This window comes from Sphingomonas montana, assembly GCF_001956315.1.
In the GTDB taxonomy this organism is placed as follows: domain Bacteria; phylum Pseudomonadota; class Alphaproteobacteria; order Sphingomonadales; family Sphingomonadaceae; genus Sphingomonas_R; species Sphingomonas_R montana.
In genome coordinates this window covers 67,739-84,121 of the sequence record NZ_MOLY01000030.1, presented here as the reverse complement: position 1 = coordinate 84,121, position 16,383 = coordinate 67,739, and the positions used below count along the sequence as shown (strand labels likewise).

The following is a 16,383-nucleotide window of genomic DNA, read 5'->3' as shown; positions in this document are numbered from 1 at the left end:
AAAGGCTGCTTATCGTCCCGCAACGTTCGATATCGCGGCCCGGACAAGCCGCTATGACGGCGATGCCTGGCTGGCCGAGGAACGGCGCTGGGCAGACCTCTATGTCTTTGCGCATTACGCCGTCGCAGACGACACCGCCGACCACCGCGATCCGGCGCAGTGGACCTTCCATGTTATTCCCACCGCGGAGCTGACGGTCCGATATGTTTCGGTCGGTCGTGTGAGTCAGCCCGCGCGTCCCTGCATCGTCTTCCGCAGTGTCAGGCAGGCGGGCCGTTACATGGCAAGCAGCCTGGTCGCGGTCCGCGCCGGCGGACGGTCGCTGGCGCGGTTGCCGGCCTGTTCAACGTGTCGGTTGCTTCACGCGATGGTGTCTGTGGCTGGCCTAGTCGGGCAGCGCGATCGGTGGGAGGGCTTCCAACGCAGGACGGGCGAGCAGATAGCCCTGGCACAGGCGGAGGCCAATTTCGCGCAACGTCTGCAGTTCCGCCGCGGTTTCGATCCCCTCGGCGATACAGCGGATACCGAGTTGCTCCGCCATGCGGACCACGCTTGCGACGATCGTCCGGCGGGCGGCCGAGCCGTCGATCCCGCGGATCAGCGCCATGTCGAGCTTCAGCATGTCCGGGCGCAGATCGGCCAGCAGCCCCAGGCCGGCATAGCCGGCGCCGAAATCGTCGATCGCCGTGGTGAAACCGCGGGCCTGATAGGCTTCGATGATGTGCCGGACATGCGTGACGTCGAGCATCCGCTCGTTTTCGGTGAATTCGAACATCAGCCGGCCGGGATCGAACCCGACGCGACGCGCGGCCGCAAGCGATGCGCGAATGCAGGCGTTGGGTTCGTACACCGCGTTCGGCATGAAGTTGATCGACAGCTTCGCATCGCCATCCGGGGCGAACAGCCCGCCGGCCAGTTCGATCGCCTTGACCCGGCAGGCCTGATCGAACTTGTAGATCATGTCCGGTTCGATGCCGGACAGCACCTGCCCGGCGGACTGGCCCTCGGTGCCCCGCACCAATGCTTCGTAGGCGAACACCGACCCCGTCTGGATGTCGACGATCGGCTGGAACGCCATCGTGATCGCGATCTTCCGCAACGTTGCCGTCCGACAGCCGTGACAGGGATTCGGGGTTTCCAGCGGCGTGGCGCGCGCGGCGTCGGCGGTGGTGATCGGGGAATACATCATGCCCAGTCTTCCAATTTGCCCATCGCGTTGCGCGGCAGAGCCGGCCCGAAACGAAAGCTCTTGGGACGTTCGGGATCGGTCAGGTGCGCGACGACGGCCTGTTCGATCAGCGCGGACAGCGCCGCGGGATCGCGGTCATGCTGCGGGACGATGAACGCCTTCAGCCGTCCGTTGGCGTGAAGCCGCACCGCGGCATCGGCGACGCCGGGGACGGTCCGCAACTGGCGCGCGACGCGTTCCGGCCAGACCTTGTGACCTGCGACCTTCACGGCCCCGTCGCGCCGGCCGAGCAATCGTATGACCCTATCGTCGATGCGTTCGACATGGTCCGGCAGATCGTGAAACCGATCGGCGGGATCGACCAGGCGCCAGTCGTCGTCACCCTGCGCGGACAGGCGCCAGCGGGGTAGCAGTTCATACGCTGTCGCGGGCACATCGCGCATCGCGATGCCACCCGTTTCGGAAGAGCCGTAGATATCGATCAGCCGGGCAAGGCCCGCGGTCAGCAGTCCCGAAGCCAGGCCTTCGTCGAGTTTTCCGGCCGAACTGACGCCGACGACATCGTCGGGAAAGCGGCGAAGGATGCGCGACAGCGCCAGCCACTGGTCCGGCACCGCGACGACGAGGTCGCCTGCGGTCAGCCCCAGCGGTGCCCCGACCCGACGCACGACGACCGGCACGCCCAGCGAGTCGGGCAGCAGGGCGGTCCAGATCACCCCGTACAGATGATGCGCGGGGACCAGCGCGACCACCCGGCGTCGCCCGGGGAGCCGCGCCGCGAGAAACGCGGCCTCACCGAGCAGGTCGGCCACGGCATGGACGCACGGGCGCGGGCTGCCGGTCGAGCCGGAGGTGCTGACCGTCATCCGCCGATCGGGCGAGGCGGGCGCCTGCATGATCCAGTCGACCCAGGCACCGACCGTCCGCGGCGGATCGTCGCCCAGCACGCTGTCGTCGAGATCGAACGCCTCGGCCAGTGCGCCGAGCGCACCGAGCTGTTCCAGCGAATCCAGTCCCAGCCCGTCATCGCCGATCGGTGTCGGGTCCAGCCAGTCGTCCCCGATCATGCCCAGTTGGTTCGTATCGCGCAGGCGGCGCAGCTCGGCCGCGACCACCGCGCACGCGATGCGGTGCACGGCGGGGCGTTGCAGGATGGGCGGGGTCACGCGGCGCAGGCCTTGTGGTGGCAGACCCGGTTTCGTCCGGCGTGCTTGGCCGCGTAGAGCCGTTCGTCGGCCAGCGCGATCAGGGCATCGATCGAACCGTCGGTTTCGTCGAGCGCCGCGCAACCCAGGCTGGCGGTTACGGTCAACGGGCCATGCGGGGTTTCGACCTGGAGCGCGGCGATTGCCGCGCGCATTTCCTCGGCCAGCGTCATGGCCTGTCCGTTGTCGTAGCGCGGCAGAAGGGCGCCGAACTCTTCACCCCCCAACCGCGCGAAGACCCCGCGGGGCGGGAGCAGGGCGGTACACACTTCGGCAACCCGGCGGAGCAGGACGTCGCCGACCGGATGGCCGTGCCTGTCGTTGACCGCCTTGAAATGGTCGAGATCGAGCACGATCAGGGACAGCGACTGCCGCAATTCCTGCCAGTGCGCCTGTTCGCGCTGCATGACCTGCCCGAAATGCCGGCGGTTCGCCGCCCCCGTCAGGTGATCGCAGGTGAGCAGGCGGCGGACGTCCTCGGCGGCTTCCTCGCGTCGCGGGACGTCGCGCAGGACAACCGAGTAATCGGACGCCGGGGCCTGTTCGCCGCTGGAGCGGGCGACGACGAGGCGCTGGCACCAGTAGCGGTCCCCGTTCGCGCGCTGCTGCCACCCCTCCTGGAGATGCCACCCGTCGCGTGCCGCGATCACCAGCTGCTCGTCCAGCCGGAGGTCGCCACCGCTGGCGTCGGTATGGAGCAGATCGGTGAGATTGCGTCCGATCACGTCCGCGAAGGCATGGCCTGTCTGGCGGGTGAAGCAGGGATCGGCCGTCGCGATCCTGCCGTCCGCGGTGATCGTCAGAGCGGCATAATCGCTGACGCCGTCCAGCAGGGTCGCGAACCAGGTATCCGCCTGGCGCAGTCGGTCTTCCTGGGCGACCTGCTGGCTGATGTCCGACAGGGTGGCCATCAGCCGATCCGGTCCGAGCCTGACCAACGTGCACGCCAGGACCTTCGGCGCCACCGTGCGCCTGCGGGTGCCCAGGTCCACAAAGATGCGATGCCCGTCGCAGATGCGACCCGTCGCCGGGCCGAAGTCGGCGACGATGCCGCGCAGTTCGGGTGCGTGCCGTTCGAGCGCGTCAAACAGGTTTCCGGCATTGCGCGCGCCGGCCAGCGGCAGGAGGTGCTGCATCGCGTGCGGGTTCATCAGCGCGATCTCGCCCATGGCATCGCACTCGATCAGCCCGACGGGACAGGCATAGAGGAATTCGAGGAGCTGCTCTTCGCCCGACATGTCGGTCATGGTCGCGATCTCACCTCTGGATGAGGATATAGCGGCGCGGTGTGTCCGCCGCCGCCAGCAAGCGCAGGCGCACCTTCGTCGGACGCATCCGCAAGGTCAGGACGTAGGGTATTATATCGTCGATTTCGGGCTCGTCCTCGAACCGCTGGGCGACCATGAAATTGTTCATGCACTGCGCCACGGCGTCGAAGAACGGTACGCCGATGACCGTGGCGGGATCGAGCCCCGACATCTGCGCCTCGGTCGCGTTGTAGGATTGCACGATCGTGTCCGCTTCGAAGCCGACCACCCCGAACGGCAGGGCATCGCGTTCCGCGACGCTCATCATATCAAGGTCGCTCAACGGAATTGTTTCAAAACCGGCTTTATTCAATGACACGACGGTGGCTCCCTTGACGGCGGGTTATGCTGCGAGAGCGTTAAGCATCACCTAAGATCGGCGTCGAGGGGTCCGCTCGATCGGGGCTCCAGGCCGGGCAAAATGCCCGCAGCAACGTCGCGCTCTCATTCCGGGGACTTGCGACCCGTAGATGATCGGCCTGTCGATGTGACAGGGAAACGTGTCGGCGTTTCCCGCGACCGCTTCTCCCGGGACGGCTGCGGCGCTTCCGTCGTCATCTCCCGATGTCCGCTGACGCGACCCGATCCGTCGAGGTCTCCGAGCTCGGCGACTGCAAGAGGGGAGTCCACATGGTTGTCTCGAAGGCGCTTGTCGCGCCGCTGCGAACCTGTCGAGAACCCGGAGCGGCGTTCTCGACAGGCTCGAACCAAACGGACTGGAGGATGGTCTGTTGATATGGTCATGTCCTAACGGCCTGACCGACCATGGATGCAAGATCCGGTCAGGTGGCGGGCAGGGTGAGGACGGCGCGAAGTCCCCTGAGGGCGGACTGTTCGAGCCGCAATGTTCCGCCGTTCAGTTCGGCCAGTTCCTGCGTAATCGGCAGGCCGAAACCATGTCCGTCGCCGCGCTCGTCCAGCCGGCGTCCGGGTACGAGTGCTTCCGCGAGCGCCTCTTGCGGCAGGCCGGCACCGTCGTCCTCGATCGCCAGTTCGATCGTCGATGCGGTGCATCTGGCCGAGACGGTGACCGCCGCACGAGCATGACGCCATGCATTGTCGAGCAGGTTGCCCAGCATCTCGGCCATGTCCTGCGGGTCCGCGGCAACCGCAAGTTCGGGGGCGACGGCGATCGTGACGTCGATCGACCGGTCGGCATGGACCCCCCGCATGACCATGGCGAGATCGCGGATCGCGAGGGCGAGCATCGTCCGGACGATGTGCCGGCTACCGGGTGCCGTCGCGCGCGCACGTCCCAGATGATGCCGGACACGGCCGTCGATGTCCGCCACCATGGCGCGCAGATCGCCGTCCGGGTCGCGACCGCTTTCGGCCAGCTTCATGCCGAGCGCGGCCAGCGGGGTCTTCATGCCATGCGCCAGATTGGCGACGTGGCGGCGCGCATGGTCCAGCTGGGTCATGTTCTGGTCGATCAGCGCGTTCAGTTCGACCGCCAGCGGCGCAAGTTCCATGGGCAGCGCTTCGGGGACATGGCGCGCACGGCCGGCCCGCACGTCGGCGAGTGCGGCCTGCAAAGTACGAAGCGGGCGCAGGCCGACGCGAAGCTGCACGATCGTTGCCGCCGCCAGCAACAGCCCGAGGATCGCCAGCGAGCCGAGGAGCGGGACCATGGCCGCCCGCAAGGGCGCGGTGGCCAGATGGCGCGGCCCGCCGGCAACGATGGTCGCGTCGCCCATGGCGGTCGGCACGGTCCGTTCGCGCGTATGAACCTGTTCGCCCGTGGCGGTGATCCCTTCGCCGGGTTTTCCGCCGAGATCAGCCGGACCGTGTTCTTCCGGTCCCTGCGGCAGGGGGCGATGGGACCGCCGGACGGTCATCGCATCGCCGCCGGTCCAGCGGCCGCGGGCGCTTTCGACCTGCCAGCCCCAACCCTGTCCGGGTTGTTCGAAGACCGGCAGGTTGACGACGCGGGCGGGATCGAGCGTGCCGTCGGTGCGCAGCGCGCGGCCGAGCATCGCGACCTGGGCATCCAGCTGCTGGTCCAGGCCGCGGATCACGAACCGTTCCAGCACGTGGCCGATGCCGACCGCGGCGAATAGCAGCGCCACGATCGTGGTCAGCGCCGAGATTGCGAGCAGCCTGCCCGACAGGGAGTGCGGAACCAGCCTCATGCCGAACCTGCGGTGACCCGGTAACCGCGCCCGCGGACCGTTTCGATCATCGTCGCACCGATCTTCTTGCGCAGTCGGCCAATGATGACCTCGACCGAATTCGAGTCCACGTCCGCATCGCCTTCATAGACGCGCTCTATCAGGTCGGCACGGTCCATCACGACTTCCTTGCGGAGCATCAGCGCGGAGAGGACCCGCCATTCGAGCGCGGTCAGTTTCAGGGGAAGGCCGTCCAGTTCGAACCGGCCGAGCTGCGCGTCGAACGCCAGGCCACCGCAGGTGATGAGCGCGCCCGCATGCCCGGCGGCGCGGCGCACCAGCGCGCGCAGCCGCATGATGACCTCCTCGACGCGGAACGGCTTGGTCAGATAGTCGTCGGCGCCGGCCTTGAAACCGGCGACTTTCTCCGACCAGCCGTCCCGAGCGGTCAGGATCAGGACCGGCAGGTCGCGGCCTTCGGCGCGCCATTCGCGCAGCACGGTGACGCCGTCCTTTTTGGGCAGGCCGAGGTCCAGCACGGCGGCGTCGTAGCGCTCGGTCGCGCCGAGATGCGCGCCATCCTCGCCGTTCGTGGCGACATCCACGGCAAAGCTTTCGGCCCGCAGCGCCCGCGCGATGCCGTCCGCCAGGATCGCATCGTCCTCAACCAGCAATATGCGCAGCGTCCGGCTCCCTCGGTTTCATCCTATCCCGTCAAGCCAAACCGAAGCTGAACGGCGCGGTTCAGCGGGGCGGGGGTGCGGCGGCGTAGATTGGCTCCATCAACCCTAGGAGTAGCGCATGACCGACCATATCGAACATACCGAACAGAGCCGGCGCTTGCGGCTTCATCTTCCGGCCAAGCTGGCCGTCATCGGTGCCGGCCTGCTCGCGCTGGGTGGTGCTGCCGGCGCCATCGTGATGGCCGAAACCCGACCGACCGTGTCGATGGCACCCGCCACGCCCGTTGCGATCCGATCGCTTTCGTCCACCGGCATCGTGACGATCCGCGGCCGGGTGGCGGAGGTGTACGGCAACAAGTTCGTGATGGCGGACGGCAGCGGCCGCGCGCTGGTCGATACCGGGCGTGAAGGCGACGAGCGCGCGCTGGTGACCGCCAACGAGGTCGTGACCGTGCAGGGGCGCTTCGATCGCGGCTTCGTACGGGCCGCCTTCCTGGTCAAGGCGGATCGCAAGGTGATCGTGCTGGGTCCGCTGGCCGGGCCGCCCGAGCCGCACGGACCGGCCGGACCGCGCGGCCGACCCGATCATGGTCCGGATTCGCCGCCGCCCGGTGCCGATCGGCCTGCGCCGGCGCCTGCCCGGTCCGCGCCGACTGTGGATGCCGATGGTGCGGCCGCGACCCCGCCGGCGCCCGTGACTGGTGGAATGCAGTGATGCGATGATGCAGGACTCCTCCCCCAGAGCAGGGGGAGGGGTCCGGATCAAGTCCGGGATGACGAGTGGTTAGAGCTGATCGATCGTGACTTTGGCTGGGAGCGATCTGGACAACCGCTTCGAGATGACAGCGGGTGGTCCGGTTCAGATCTGGCGTCGTAGCCGCTGCCGGGCGTCGCTTTCGGGCGGGACGGATTTCGTGGAATGCTGTGCCCGGTCGAGCAGCAGCGCGGTCGTCGCGTGCCGATCGACGGCGCGGGAAAACAGATAGCCTTGCCCCAGGACGCATCCCGCATGTTGCAGAAGGCGCGCCTGATCCTCCGTCTCGATCCCTTCGGCGATCACGCGGATATCGAGCTTTCCCGCGATCTGGACCAGCCCCTCGACGATGGCCATGCTGGCGTTGTCGAGCGCCAGACGATCGACGAAGCTCTTGTCGATCTTGAGGATGTCGACCGGGACGGTCAGCAGATGGGTCAGCGAGGCAAAACCCGTCCCGAAATCGTCGAGCGCGACGCGGAACCCCTTTGCCCGGAGCGCTTCGACGGCCTTTCCGACCGACGGATCGCCATCGCCCATGTAGACGGCCTCCGTCACCTCGATGATGACGTGCTTCAGCGGAACATTCGCCCGTTCGAACGTCGCGGTCAGCATGGCGTCCAGCGTGCCGTCATGCATGTCGGCCGAGGAGACGTTGACGCCGACGTGCTGGAAAGGAATGCCCATGTCGAGCCAGCCGCGGAGATCCGCCGCGACGAGCGTTACCATCCGTTCCGTCAGCGCCCTGGCGACATGAAAATCCTTCGTCGCCTCGTGGAAGTCGCCAGCCGCGATGATGCGACCCCCGAGCCGCATCCTGCATAACGCCTCCAGCCCGACGATCTCGCGCGTATCGAGCCGAACCACGGGCTGGTAAAAGGCCTCGATCCGGTTTTCGCGAAGTGCGGCGTCGACTTCGCGGATGTTGCCGAGGCGGCGGGAAATGTTGGTGCCCAGCCCCGGCCAGTAGCGGACGAACCCGCCGCGCCCGGTTTCCTTGGCATGGTAGAGGGCGAGGTCCGCATTCTGGCGCACCCGTTCCGCCTGACGATCACCGGCGGAGAGCAGGGCACCGCCGATCGTCGCCCGCGGCACGATGATCTGACTGCCGCATGCCGCGGGCTCGGCCAACGCGTCCAGGGTCCGTTCCGCAGCCCGATCTATGTCGAGCGTTGTGTCCCGCGCCTGGAGAAGTATGGCGAATTCGTCGCCGCCGATCCGGAAGGCGCGGTCCGGGGCCATTGCCGAAGCGATCCGGGCGCCGGCCGTGCGCAGGAGGCTGTCGCCGGCATGATGCCCGAAGGTGTCGTTGACGGTCTTGAGATTGTCGAGATCGAGAATGAGCAGCGCCCATCGTCCAGGCAGATCACAGGTCAGGTCGGCGAGCGCGGCATCGAACGCTGCGCGGTTGCCGAGCCCGGTCAGCCCATCGGTGGACGCCCGGCGTTCCCGTTCGACGACACGCTGGTGCCGTTCGAAGGCGATCACGCACAGATGCACGCATTGCCGGACTATCTCCCGCTCAAGCTGGGTCGGGCACCTGCATATGCGATAGTAGAAGGCGAATGTGCCGATCGCCTCGCCCGCCGCGTTGAGGATGGGCATGGACCAGCAGGCGCGCAATCCGAACGGCAGCGCCAGATCCTTGTAGGCCGTCCACCGCGGATCGTTGCGGATGTCGGTGACCGTCACTTCCTGGCGGAGATAGGCCGCCGTGCCGCACGACCCGACGTCGGCGCCGATCGGCAGGCCGTCGAGCGCAGCCGAATAGTCGGCGGGCAGGCTGGGGCCGGCGAGGGGGTGCAGCAGACCGGCTTCATCGACCGCGAGAATCGAACAGATGACGTCCGGCGCCAATGCCTCGGCCGCCTCGCACATGCTGGCAAGCGTGTCCGCAAGCGATTCGCCCGTCGCAATCATCTCAAGAATGATGTTCTGAAGCTCAATCACGGTTTCGAACCTGACGTCGGCAGCGGGTCTCGGCGGGCCTGATCGCCTGAAAACCAGCCTACATTCTCATCATTAACAAAATATAAGAGGTGGGATGCACGACGTCATTTCGATGCGTTTTGCTTTGCCCGTCACGCAGGCGGAAATAGCCGGACGACGGGTTGCGAAGGGAAATTGCCGTCAGGTCGCGGTTGCAGGCCCGCACATTGGCGGTGGTCAGCGGTAGCCGGCAGCCTGCAGTTCGAACAATTCGGCGTAGCGCCCGCCAGCCGCGAGCAGCGCGGCATGCGTACCGGACGCCTCGACCCGGCCGTCGCTGAGCACCAGGATGCGGTCCGCCATCCGCACGCTGGAGAAGCGGTGTGAGATCAGCACCGCCGAGCGCCCGGCGCTGAGTTCGCGAAACCGCTGGAAGACCTCATATTCGGCGCGGGCGTCGAGCGCGGCGGTGGGTTCGTCGAGAATCAGGACCTCCGCGTCGCGCATGTAGGCGCGGGCGATCGCCATCTTCTGCCATTCGCCGCCCGACAGATCGATGCCGTTGCGGAACCGCTTGCCGATCATCTGGTCGTACCCGCCCGGCAGCTTGGCGACGACCGCGTCGGCAAGCGCGGCGGCGGCGGCCCTCGCTATCCGTGGGCGGTCCCCGCGAGCCGCGATGCGCCCGACCGCGATATTGTCGGCAGCAGAGAGATTATAGCGGACGAAGTCCTGAAAGATCACGCCGATGGCGGCGCGCAACGCGTCCAGATCATAGTCGCGGAGGTCGCGACCATCGAGCAGCACGCGGCCCTCGACTGGATCGTAGAGCCGGGCGAGCAGTTTCACGAGCGTGGTCTTGCCGGCGCCGTTCTCCCCCACCAGGGCCAGCACCTCGCCCGGCGCCAGCGTGAAGGACAGATGGCGTACCGCCCAGCGTTCCGTGCCCGGATAGCGAAAGCCCACATCGTCGAAGACGAAGCCCTGCCGGATCGGGTTGGGAAAGGGCAACGCATTCTCAGGCGAACGGATGCCGGGTTCGGCGCGGAAGAAGGAGAACAGGTCCTCGATGTAGAGCGCCTGGCCGGCCGTGGTGGAGAAGCCGGTCAACAAGCCTTCCAGCAACCCGCGCAGCCGGAGAAACGAGGCGGCCAGAAAGGTGAGGTCGCCGACGGACAGCGAGCCGTTCACCGTCCGCCAGGCGATATACGCATAGGCCCCGTAATAGGCGATCGTGCCCAGCGCGCCGAAGCCCACGCCCCAGACGGCACGACGGATGGCGAGCCGGCGGCTTGCATCATAGGTATCGCGCGAGATGGAACGGTAGCGGTCGATCAGGAACGGGCTGAGCCCGAAGATCTTGACCTCCTTGGCCGTGTCCGCGCTGGCCGCGACCTGGCGGACATAATCCAGCTCGCGCCGCTGCGGCGTGCGGAGGTGGCTGAGTGCGTAGCTGAGTGCGTTGAAATGCGCCTCGCCCAGGAAAGACGGCACCAGCGCGATGGCGAGCATGACGATCAGCCACGGCGCGTAGACGACCAGTCCGGCCGCAAAGCTGACCACGGTGATGATATCCTGGGCCTGGCCGAACAGCTGGCCCATGAGCGACATGCGGCCACTGGCCTGCATGCGTGCGCGCTCCATGCGATCCTGGAAGGCGGCGTCCTCGAAATCGGCCAGGTCGAGCGTGGCGGCGTGCTGCATCAGCCGTACGCTGGCGTCGTTGCTGACGCGATCGGAGAGCAGGCCGTCGATCAGCGATACCAGGCGGCCGAGCAGGTCCGAGACGATCGCCAGCAGGAATTCGGCGAGCAGCAACGCTTCCAGCCGATCAAGCAGGCCCGAGCCGAGCCATCCGGCAAGGCCCGCCGGGCGCGCGGGCAGGCGGTTCAACTGCACGACCTCGTCGATGATGAGCTTGCCGATGAACAAGGTCGCGACCGGCAGCAGCGCGCGCACGAGCCGGACGGCGAGCGTGGTCGCGGTGAGCGCCCGGCTGGTACGCCATACCATCGCGAGGAACGGCGGGAGGTTGCGGAGCGCGCCCAGCCGTTCCCGCCAGCTGGTGGGCGGGGGCGGCTGGCGACCGCGGCCGGTTCCGGTCGTGAACGCCATCTATCGGCCTGCACGCAAGCGCGGCTCGCGGTGTTTCGAGGCTGTCATGGTTCGTGGTCCTTGCGGGGTGGGCAGCAGCCGGCTTTTCCGGCGTGGGCGATGATGTTGTAGCGCGGGGCGGTTCGGCTCTACGCCTGCCGGGCGGGGTCGGTGAGGGGTTGGTCGAGCGCGGCGGTATCGTCCGCGTCGTCCAGTACGGCATCGAGATCGCGGGCGAGCATGCGTCGCACGCGCTGGCGATCGTGACCGGTGTTCAGCGCACGCAAGCGTTCGCCGATTTCAGCGTCGGCCTTGGTCGCGCGTTCGTTGTGGCGGACGGTTTCGGTCCAGGTCGCCGTGTCGTAGCGTTCGACCCAGATGTCGGGCTGTTCGAGGTCGCGCAGCAGCGACCAGTGGCGTGCGCCGTCGCGCCGGCGGATGCGGCGCCGTTCGACCATCAGCTGAAGGAACTCGCGGAGCTTGTCGTCGTCGATCCGGTATTCGATGGTCGTGACGACCGGCCCGCTGCGCCCCTCGATCGGCATGGCAAGGCGGGGTTCCTTCCAGCGGCCGAGCGGTTCGAGATCGAGCTTCTGCGCGGTCGGCAGCGGCAGGAGGAGGCCCATTGCAAGGCAGCCGAGCGACACGCCCGCCGACACGAGCAGCGCGGTGGCGAGGCCGGCATGTTCGGTAACGCCGCCCCAGAGCCAGCTGCCGACCGCCATGCCGCCGAATGCCGACATCTGGTACAGCGCCAGCGTCCGGCCGACGACCCAGCGCGGCGAGGCCATCTGTACGGTGACGTTGAAGGTGGAGAGTGCCAGTACCCAGCCGGCCCCGCCGACGAACAGCGCAGCCATCGTCAGCACGACGATATTGCTGAACGCGGTGATGCCCGACGCGGCGGCTAGGGCCAGCAGCGCCAGCCGGACGAACGATTCGGTCGACAGGCGCTGGCGCAATCCGCCGGAGAAATAGGCGCCGACCACCGCGCCGACGCCGAACGCGCCGAGCAGCAGACCGAACGTCAGCGGGCCGCCACCGACCAGATCGCGTGCGACCAGCGGCATCAGGGCGGGGATGGCGCTGGCGCCTAGACCGAAGATGACGCTGCGCATCAGGACGGTCAGGATGGCGGGCGACAGCGCGACGTAGCGGATGCCGGCCGCCATGGCATGACCCAGCGTTTCGCGTTGGAGCCGCGCGCGCGCGCGGGGCGGCCGCCAGCGGGCGAGCACGAACAGCAGACCGAGATAGCTGACCGCGTTGACCGCGAACGCCGCGGCCGCACCGAAGGCGGCGACGATCAGGCCGCCGACCGCGGGGCCGGTGCTGCGCGCGACGTTGAAGCCCATGCTGTTCAGCGCCACCGCGGACGGCAGATCGTCACGCGGGACCATGTCGCCGACCGACGCCTGCCACGCCGGGCCGTTCAGCGCCGCACCGGTCCCGATCAGGAAGGTGAACGCCAGCAGCAGCCCGGGCGTGAGCATGTCGAACCACGCCGCCAGCGACAGCATGAGCGAGACGACCAGCATGAACAGTTGCGCGATCAGCATCAGCCGGCGGCGGTCGAAGGTGTCGGCCAGCGCGCCCGCAAGCAACGAGAACAGCATGATCGGCAGCGTCGTCGACGTCTGGACAAGGCTGATGAGCGTGGCGGACGCACCCAGCGATACCATCAGCCAAGACGCACCAACCGACTGGATCAGCCCCCCGAACCGCGACAGCAGGTTGGCGATCCAGACGTTGCGGAAGACCGGGTATCGGAACGGTCCAAGCGGCGACGGACCGGACCGTTGGCGGTCACTGTCTGTCATGGTCCGACCTCCGTCGATATGAGTTTTGCCGCGGTGCAGACCCGGCGCGTGCCCGCGCCACGCCGGTGGTCCGTATCGGGTACACCGGTCATGCGAGCTTGGTTGCACATCGGGGAACCCTGTCAGACCGGCGTTTCGGATCGACGTGCCCGTCGCGTCGGAGTGTAGAAGTCCGGTGCCTTGTCGGCAATCCACCGGAGGAAGGCGGCGATGTCGTCACGAGCGCGCAGGGCATCAAAGTCCGCGAAGCTAGCGGCGAGATCGCGGTTCGAGACATGGGCGTGGATGGCGCGGTGGCAGATCGGGTGGACCGGGAATGTTTCGGTCCCGCCCCGGCTCTTGGGGATCGCATGATGCCATTCGGTCCGCTGTCCGAGCGGACGCCCGCAAAGCGCGCAGCGGTCGTTCGATACGACCCGCGCGGCGCGCGCCTCCGCCTCGGCGAGGCCTGCCTTCCCTTTGACCCGTCCGCCCATGGTTCCGATATGGTGCCGCGTTCCGGCGGTGGAAGGCCCGATCCCTTGAACGGTCCATACTAACCGCGCCCGGAGACTCTTTGGGTGCCTACGAGGCATCGGGGCTTGCGTGGATGCCAGCCGGTCCAGGTCGATGTCCGCTTTCGCCCAGTTGCAGACATTCCGCTTTTCCCGGCATGTGCCAGTTTCCCGACGGAGGAAACCATGAAGCCGCGCATCACGCTCAACACGAATGAAGACGGCGAGTTGGAGATTTGGCTCAACCCAACGGGCCGCGACCTGTTGGTGCGGCAGCTTCAAGGCTTGAGCGAAGCGAGCGAACACTTCCATTTTGGACCAGAAGACCTCGACGGGGAGGTTCCCGTTCAGGGTCTCTCCTATCGTGAAGGCGATCAAATCATCGAGTGGGGCAAGGTACTTTTCCGCCTTGATGAGTGGGACGCCGCGCATTTCCCGCACGTACTTGGCTCAAGTCGCGGTAACGGCAGCTAACCACCACAACCGGACGCTCCGCCGTCGTTGTGGAGGAGGTCGCGGACAGGTTTGCGCACGGGCCTAATCCAGGGTCGTGGCGGTCAGTCGATGCGGAGGCCGGTGGTCAAGGTGGCGAGGAGCGCGTCGACTTTCGGGCTGAGTTGCCGGCTGCGTGGCCAGACGAGGTGGAGCGGGAGGCCGGTGGTGGCCGAGGCGGGCAGGATTTCCACGAGTTCGCCGCGGTCCAGTTCGGCCTCGATCAGCCAGGTCGCCAGCTGGGCGATGCCGAAGCCCGCCTTGACCGCGCCGACCTGCGCCTCTGCGCTGCCCAGGATCATCCGCCCGTCCATCGTGCGGCTGCGCGGTCCCGCGGTGTCGTCCGCGAAGCGCCAGCCGATCGTGCTGCCGTCGGCGCGCCCGTAGAGGATGCAGTCGAACCGCGCCAGGTCGTCCGCCGAGGCGGGCGTGCCGCGCCGGTCGAGATAGGCGGGGGCGGCGCAGAAGATCACATGTTCGCTGCCGAGACAGCGAGCCCCCAGATCGTCGGCCCAGCCGGCGGATGCGCCGATCCGGACCGCAACGTCAATCCCTTCCTCGACAATATCGACCATGCGATCGGTGAAGGTGATGTGCGGGCGCAGGTTGGGATGCGCATCGGCGAAGGCGAGCAGGAGCGGCATCGCGCGCATGCGGCCGAACGCGACGGGCAGGTCGACCTTCAACCGGCCCGCGATTTCCGACCGATGCGCGGCCAGCACCGCTTCGGCATCGGCCAGTTCGCCCAGCACGCGGACGCAGGTGCCGTAGAAGGCGGTGCCGGCGTCGGTGAGCGTCAGCCGGCGCGTCGTGCGTTCGAACAGCCGGTGGCCGAGCCGCGCCTCCAGCCGGGCGACGCTCTTGCTGACCGCCGAGTTCGTCAGGTTCAGACGAAGCCCGGCGGCGGTGAAGCTGCCCGCATCGGCCGTGCAGACGAAGGCTTCGATCCCCTTCAGGCGCTCCGACGGAATCATGGTTTGGCTCCATTCTGGAATTTCTGTCCTGCGATACCCGAATTAACGCCGCGCGACTGGAATTATCATCGCGGCTAGAGGGGCGTCCGATCTCGGGAGTTCCTGCATGCCATCCGTCAGTCGTCCGATCACCGCCGCACCTGCGGCGGGGAAGCCTGCGGGCCATGGCCTTGCGGTATGGCTGCTGGCGGTTTCCGCCTTCGTGATCGTCACCACGGAATTCATCATCGTCGGATTGCTGCCAGGCCTGTCGCGCGACCTGGGCATCAGCGTCGCGACGGCGGGACTTCTGGTGACGTTGTTCGCGTTCACGGTGATGCTGGCCGGTCCGTTCCTGACGGCGATGCTGTCGCATTTCGAACGCAAGCGGCTGTTCGTCGCGATCCTGCTGATCTTCGCGGCCGCCAACGCGCTGGCGGCCGCGGCCCCGGACATCTGGATCCTGGGGCTGGCACGCTTCATACCGGCGCTGGCGCTGCCGGTGTTCTGGGGCACGGCGAGCGAGACCGCGGGGGTGCTGGCCGGGCCGGAGAAGGCGGGCAAGGCCGTCGCCAACGTGTATCTGGGGATTTCCGGCGCGATGGTGCTGGGCATTCCGCTGGGCACGCTGGCATCGACGGCGTTCGGGTGGCGCGGGACCTTCTGGGGCCTGGCGGGGCTGTCGCTCGTGATGGCGGTGCTGTTGCTGGTGGTGATGCCGACGCTGGCGCGGCCGGCGCGGGTGAAGCTGGCCGAACAGGCGCGGATCCTGAAGGACCCGTATTTCCTGGGTAACGTCCTGTTGTCGGTGATCGTGTTTACCGCGATGTTCACGGCCTATACCTACCTGGCCGACATGCTGGAACAGATAGCGCGCATTCCGGCCGGGCAGGTCGGCTGGTGGCTGATGGGGTTCGGGATCGTCGGGCTGGCCGGCAACTGGCTGGGCGGGCATTTCGTGGGGCGCGGGCCGTTGCTGGTGACGGCGGTCGCCGCGCTGGTGCTGGCGACGGGCATGGCCGCGACGACGCTGGTAGCGGCGTCGCCGGGCTGGCTGGCCGCGGCGCTGGCGGTGTGGGGCATCGCGAACACCGCGCTCTACCCGATCTGCCAGGTCCGCGTGATGCAATCGGCAAGCCATGCGCAGGCGCTGGCCGGCACGCTGAACGTGTCGATGGCCAATGCCGGCATCGGTCTGGGCGCGATCATCGGCGGATCGGTGATCCGGCAGATGGGGCTGGGCGCCGTCGGCCATGTCGCGGCCGCGATCGCGATCCTGGCCGTGATCGTCGCGCCGCTGGTCCACCGGTTGCGGGCGCGGCCCGGCGCCATTTCCCAATTCTGAAGGAATA

Annotated in this window: 14 protein-coding genes; 3 read left to right on the top strand and 11 right to left on the bottom strand. The window is 67.6% G+C overall.

The window, feature by feature from the left end:
* Nucleotides 1-385: 385 nt before the first annotated feature.
* From BKY59_RS08945 to BKY59_RS08920, 6 genes are all read right to left on the bottom strand, one after another.
* The gene (locus BKY59_RS08945) at nt 386-1,189 is read right to left on the bottom strand and encodes an EAL domain-containing protein (protein WP_476712786.1); all 804 of its coding nucleotides are present in this window, start codon (nt 1,187-1,189) and stop codon (nt 386-388) included.
* Nucleotides 1,186-2,355, bottom strand: a complete 1,170-nt coding sequence (locus BKY59_RS08940; protein ID WP_076070760.1) for an AMP-binding protein — start codon at nt 2,353-2,355, stop codon at nt 1,186-1,188. The genes BKY59_RS08945 and BKY59_RS08940 overlap by 4 nt, the downstream gene beginning before the upstream one ends.
* Entirely contained in the window at nt 2,352-3,641 is a 1,290-nt protein-coding gene (locus tag BKY59_RS08935; protein WP_076070758.1) for a sensor domain-containing diguanylate cyclase, read from the bottom strand. Before BKY59_RS08935 ends, BKY59_RS08940 begins: the two co-directional genes overlap by 4 nt.
* Before the next feature lie 10 nt (nt 3,642-3,651).
* Nucleotides 3,652-3,984 (bottom strand): PAS domain-containing protein, encoded by a 333-nt coding sequence (locus tag BKY59_RS08930; RefSeq protein ID WP_240500037.1) that lies wholly within the window; start codon nt 3,982-3,984, stop codon nt 3,652-3,654.
* A gap of 499 nt (nt 3,985-4,483) precedes the next feature.
* The gene (locus tag BKY59_RS08925; RefSeq protein WP_076070754.1) at nt 4,484-5,833 is read right to left on the bottom strand and encodes a sensor histidine kinase; all 1,350 of its coding nucleotides are present in this window, start codon (nt 5,831-5,833) and stop codon (nt 4,484-4,486) included.
* Entirely contained in the window at nt 5,830-6,495 is a 666-nt protein-coding gene (locus BKY59_RS08920) for a response regulator (RefSeq protein ID WP_076070753.1), read from the bottom strand. The genes BKY59_RS08925 and BKY59_RS08920 overlap by 4 nt, the downstream gene beginning before the upstream one ends.
* A gap of 118 nt (nt 6,496-6,613) precedes the next feature.
* Here BKY59_RS08920 and BKY59_RS08915 point away from each other — a divergent pair, with 118 nt between their 5' ends.
* Complete coding sequence (locus tag BKY59_RS08915; protein WP_076070752.1) at nt 6,614-7,210, top strand: hypothetical protein; 597 nt, start codon at nt 6,614-6,616, stop codon at nt 7,208-7,210.
* A 144-nt stretch (nt 7,211-7,354) separates the two neighbouring features.
* Here the strand turns inward: BKY59_RS08915 and BKY59_RS08910 are convergent, their stop codons facing one another.
* The 4 genes from BKY59_RS08910 to BKY59_RS08895 all read right to left on the bottom strand — a co-directional run bounded on the left by BKY59_RS08910 (nt 7,355) and on the right by BKY59_RS08895 (nt 13,568).
* The gene (locus BKY59_RS08910; RefSeq protein ID WP_076070750.1) at nt 7,355-9,199 is read right to left on the bottom strand and encodes a putative bifunctional diguanylate cyclase/phosphodiesterase; all 1,845 of its coding nucleotides are present in this window, start codon (nt 9,197-9,199) and stop codon (nt 7,355-7,357) included.
* Between the two features lie 216 nt (nt 9,200-9,415).
* A complete protein-coding gene (locus BKY59_RS08905) occupies nt 9,416-11,293 on the bottom strand; it encodes an ABC transporter ATP-binding protein (RefSeq protein WP_076070748.1) in 1,878 nt (625 codons plus the stop codon).
* A gap of 128 nt (nt 11,294-11,421) precedes the next feature.
* A complete protein-coding gene (locus BKY59_RS08900; RefSeq protein WP_076070746.1) occupies nt 11,422-13,092 on the bottom strand; it encodes an MFS transporter in 1,671 nt (556 codons plus the stop codon).
* A gap of 122 nt (nt 13,093-13,214) precedes the next feature.
* Complete coding sequence (locus tag BKY59_RS08895) at nt 13,215-13,568, bottom strand: HNH endonuclease (protein ID WP_076070744.1); 354 nt, start codon at nt 13,566-13,568, stop codon at nt 13,215-13,217.
* A 204-nt stretch (nt 13,569-13,772) separates the two neighbouring features.
* On the opposite strand from BKY59_RS08895, the gene BKY59_RS08890 reads away from it, so the two are divergent.
* Nucleotides 13,773-14,060: a hypothetical protein gene (locus tag BKY59_RS08890; protein ID WP_076070742.1), complete on the top strand. Its 288-nt coding sequence runs from the start codon at nt 13,773-13,775 to the stop codon at nt 14,058-14,060.
* Nucleotides 14,061-14,143: 83 nt separating this feature from the next.
* Here BKY59_RS08890 and BKY59_RS08885 read toward each other — a convergent pair whose 3' ends face one another.
* Nucleotides 14,144-15,052 (bottom strand): LysR family transcriptional regulator, encoded by a 909-nt coding sequence (locus BKY59_RS08885; protein WP_076070740.1) that lies wholly within the window; start codon nt 15,050-15,052, stop codon nt 14,144-14,146.
* Nucleotides 15,053-15,158: 106 nt separating this feature from the next.
* On the opposite strand from BKY59_RS08885, the gene BKY59_RS08880 reads away from it, so the two are divergent.
* Nucleotides 15,159-16,376, top strand: coding sequence for an MFS transporter (locus BKY59_RS08880; RefSeq protein WP_076070737.1), 1,218 nt, complete (start codon nt 15,159-15,161; stop codon nt 16,374-16,376).
* Nucleotides 16,377-16,383: the final 7 nt, after the last annotated feature.

What these genes read in the sequence shown, in the direction of transcription:
- BKY59_RS08945 (WP_476712786.1), bottom strand. Translation starts at nt 1,189, where the DNA reads ATGATGTATTCCCCGATCACCACCGCCGACGCCGCGCGCGCCACGCCG.
- BKY59_RS08935 (WP_076070758.1), bottom strand. Translation starts at nt 3,641, where the DNA reads ATGACCGACATGTCGGGCGAAGAGCAGCTCCTCGAATTCCTCTATGCC.
- BKY59_RS08925 (WP_076070754.1), bottom strand. Translation starts at nt 5,833, where the DNA reads ATGAGGCTGGTTCCGCACTCCCTGTCGGGCAGGCTGCTCGCAATCTCG.
- BKY59_RS08915 (WP_076070752.1), top strand. Translation starts at nt 6,614, where the DNA reads ATGACCGACCATATCGAACATACCGAACAGAGCCGGCGCTTGCGGCTT.
- BKY59_RS08905 (WP_076070748.1), bottom strand. Translation starts at nt 11,293, where the DNA reads ATGGCGTTCACGACCGGAACCGGCCGCGGTCGCCAGCCGCCCCCGCCC.
- BKY59_RS08900 (WP_076070746.1), bottom strand. Translation starts at nt 13,092, where the DNA reads ATGACAGACAGTGACCGCCAACGGTCCGGTCCGTCGCCGCTTGGACCG.
- BKY59_RS08895 (WP_076070744.1), bottom strand. Translation starts at nt 13,568, where the DNA reads ATGGGCGGACGGGTCAAAGGGAAGGCAGGCCTCGCCGAGGCGGAGGCG.
- BKY59_RS08890 (WP_076070742.1), top strand. Translation starts at nt 13,773, where the DNA reads ATGAAGCCGCGCATCACGCTCAACACGAATGAAGACGGCGAGTTGGAG.
- BKY59_RS08885 (WP_076070740.1), bottom strand. Translation starts at nt 15,052, where the DNA reads ATGATTCCGTCGGAGCGCCTGAAGGGGATCGAAGCCTTCGTCTGCACG.
- BKY59_RS08880 (WP_076070737.1), top strand. Translation starts at nt 15,159, where the DNA reads ATGCCATCCGTCAGTCGTCCGATCACCGCCGCACCTGCGGCGGGGAAG.